The organism is Paraburkholderia mimosarum LMG 23256 = NBRC 106338, assembly GCF_000739815.1.
Lineage (GTDB): Bacteria > Pseudomonadota > Gammaproteobacteria > Burkholderiales > Burkholderiaceae > Paraburkholderia > Paraburkholderia mimosarum.
In genome coordinates this window covers 1-2499 of the sequence record NZ_BBJJ01000234.1, presented here as the reverse complement: position 1 = coordinate 2499, position 2499 = coordinate 1, and the positions used below count along the sequence as shown (strand labels likewise).

The window sequence follows — 2499 nt, the reverse complement described above, 5'->3', positions numbered from 1 at the left end:
ACCGTATGGAATTCGGTCCTGTTTGATCGATAAGCTTTCCTACCTATATGAGATTTCTCAATCCGCTTACCTATTTGCACCAGAACCCTTCTTTCCATCCGCCAGTGCCACAATGCAAGTCATGTTACCTCCGTAGGTGTTGCCCGATAGAACGCGAAGCGCATGCCCTCGCACGGCTCAGCGGTAGCCCAGTCGAATCCATGCCGTCCGCCCATTGCTGTCCAGAACTGCCATACCCGCGTCTCGGTTCCATGTTGTCTCGCCAGCGGCTGTCACAACCACCGGGATACGCAATCCCTCGCGAGGCAACTTCATCGGCAGGCGCGCGGCAATCTTGCGCGCCTGATTCTCAGTGTCCCGCATACCCCGTGATTGGGATTGAAAACGCTCATTTGATGATCCTGGGTTAGCCAACCACGCTCGTCCATCATTTCCGCGAGATTGCGCAAACTCAGCGAATAGGCCACGTACCATCGCACGCACAGCAAAATCACTTCAAGCGGGTAGTGAAGGCGCTTCAGGACCTTGGCCAGGCCCGGCGCGAGTGTGGTTCGCGGTGTCTTCGTCTTCTTCATCGCTCAGCTCAAAAATTCGCTACCCAATTTTCACGTGGGCCTTACTGCAACAGAACCGTCGTCAATCCACTCCCAACAGCCCGACAAAGCAATAGTTGCGCCAACTGACATCTGGCGTTGATACCCTTTCCGCTCTGCAAGCAGCATCAACGCTCACCCTCTTCGCCCCCTTCACAAGAATCAGCCGCGGTCGTCGGACAGTAGCTAGCGGCGGGTTGACGCGTACCCGTTAGCGTCCTCAGGAACGCTACGATGGCGTTGACATCGGAGTCCGACAATTGCTTGCCGACCTGATACGTCGCCATGTCGCGCACAGCTTCATGCAGATCAGCACGGCTGCCGTCGTGAAAATATGGCGCGGTTAGCTCCACATTACGCAGCGTCGGCACCTTGAACGCATGGAGATCAAGCGGGTCATTCGTAACGTTCGCCCGGCCATTGTCCGCAGCGGAGGTGTAGCCCCGCGCAGCAAAGTAGTCGGCCGCAAGGCCCATTCGCTCGAACGACTGCCCGCCCAGATTCTGGCCAACGTGGCAGGTCGCGCAATGGTTCGCCTTGAATAGCCGGTAGCCGCGCAATTCCTCGCTATTCAGCGCATGCCTGTCGCCGCGCAGGTAAGCATCGAAGCGACCTGGCGTTAGCAGTGTCATCTCATATTCGGCGATTGCATCTGTAATGTTTGCGCTCGACCAACCGCTCGGGTACACCGCCAAGAACCGTTGCGACAGCGACGAGTCTTGTTTTAGCTTATCGATGATCTCGCTCCACGACGTAGACGCCATTTCGACCGGGTTCAGCGGTGGGCCGGCCGCCTGTTCCTGCAGCGTCGCCGCGCGACCGTCCCAGAACTGCCTGTCGTTGAGCGCCGCATTAAATACCGTCGGCGCGTTGACCGTGCCCAATTGTCCCCCCACGCCGGACGAAACTTTCTTTCCGTCTACGCCCCCGTCGACAGCGCGTGACAACTCGCACACGATACCGTGTTGTCCACCGATAGTCGGGTATCGTTGAAGAACTGCTTTCCGAGGGCAACCTTATTCGCGTCGGTCGCCAAGTAATTTGGCAACGGCTGCACCGGCTCGTTAGCGAACTCGGGTGCGACACCGGGTGTCGCATATGCGGTGTGACGCTGTGACGCGATTGAGTCGAGAAGTACGCGTCGATCGTCGGCGCTAAGGCCGGTCGTCCAGTGTACGAGGCGGAACAGTTTTGGCGGCATGGCGCGTTCGCTCACAACGGTTTCCAGCTTCGCAAGATCAGCCTCGGGAGCTGGCATGCCGCTCTCGAGTGCCGCGTAAAGGCTGTCGATGCTAAAATGGATGAGCCCGGTTTGCCTGTCGTGTTCGGCTAGCTCACGAATGCCCGGTAGCTTGGCATAGTTAGGCAGGACCGCCTTCCTTGAATGGCAGTAGTAGCACGCGTTCCGATCTAACACTGCACGGATGCCGAGCGCTTGTGAGGATACGGCCCGGCTCGCGACCGTCCTTTCTGCATAGTCCTTGTCATGTACATATGCGATACCGCTGATACCGAGATATCCAACCAGTACGACGGCGATCGACGCAATCAGAAGTTTCTTCACTTGCTCCCCTGCTTCGACTTTGATCAGAGTTCGTTAACGTCTATTTCGAACAGGTGATATCGACTGTCTAGCGACGATGCACAGACCATACCGAAGATCCAGTTGATCATTCGACGGTGCATCGCTGACCACTCGGACTGTTCTCGTGCCAATGGTCTCGCCCGCCTACGCTGCGACCTGCTGCGGGACGGCACCCTCTGTCAGCCAAAATCCGCCTCTATCGCCCGACTAAACGCTTACAAACCTCAACGCAACGGTTCTGGTGCAAATAGGTAAGCGGATTGAGAAATCTCATATAGGTAGGAAAGCTTATCGATCAAACAGGACCGAATTCCATACGGC

1 protein-coding gene and 2 pseudogenes are annotated in these 2499 nt (G+C 56.9%); all 3 read right to left on the bottom strand.

Annotated elements, in window-relative coordinates; genetic code table 11:
• Nucleotides 1-395: 395 nt before the first annotated feature.
• Nucleotides 396-575, bottom strand: a pseudogene (locus BMI01S_RS40340) (IS6 family transposase); the annotation flags it as partial.
• A gap of 146 nt (nt 576-721) precedes the next feature.
• Nucleotides 722-1225 (bottom strand): cytochrome-c peroxidase, encoded by a 504-nt coding sequence (locus tag BMI01S_RS43710; protein WP_244145509.1) that lies wholly within the window; start codon nt 1223-1225, stop codon nt 722-724.
• Nucleotides 1226-1234: 9 nt separating this feature from the next.
• Nucleotides 1235-2157 (bottom strand): annotated as a pseudogene (locus BMI01S_RS43705) (cytochrome c peroxidase); the annotation flags it as partial.
• Nucleotides 2158-2499: the final 342 nt, after the last annotated feature.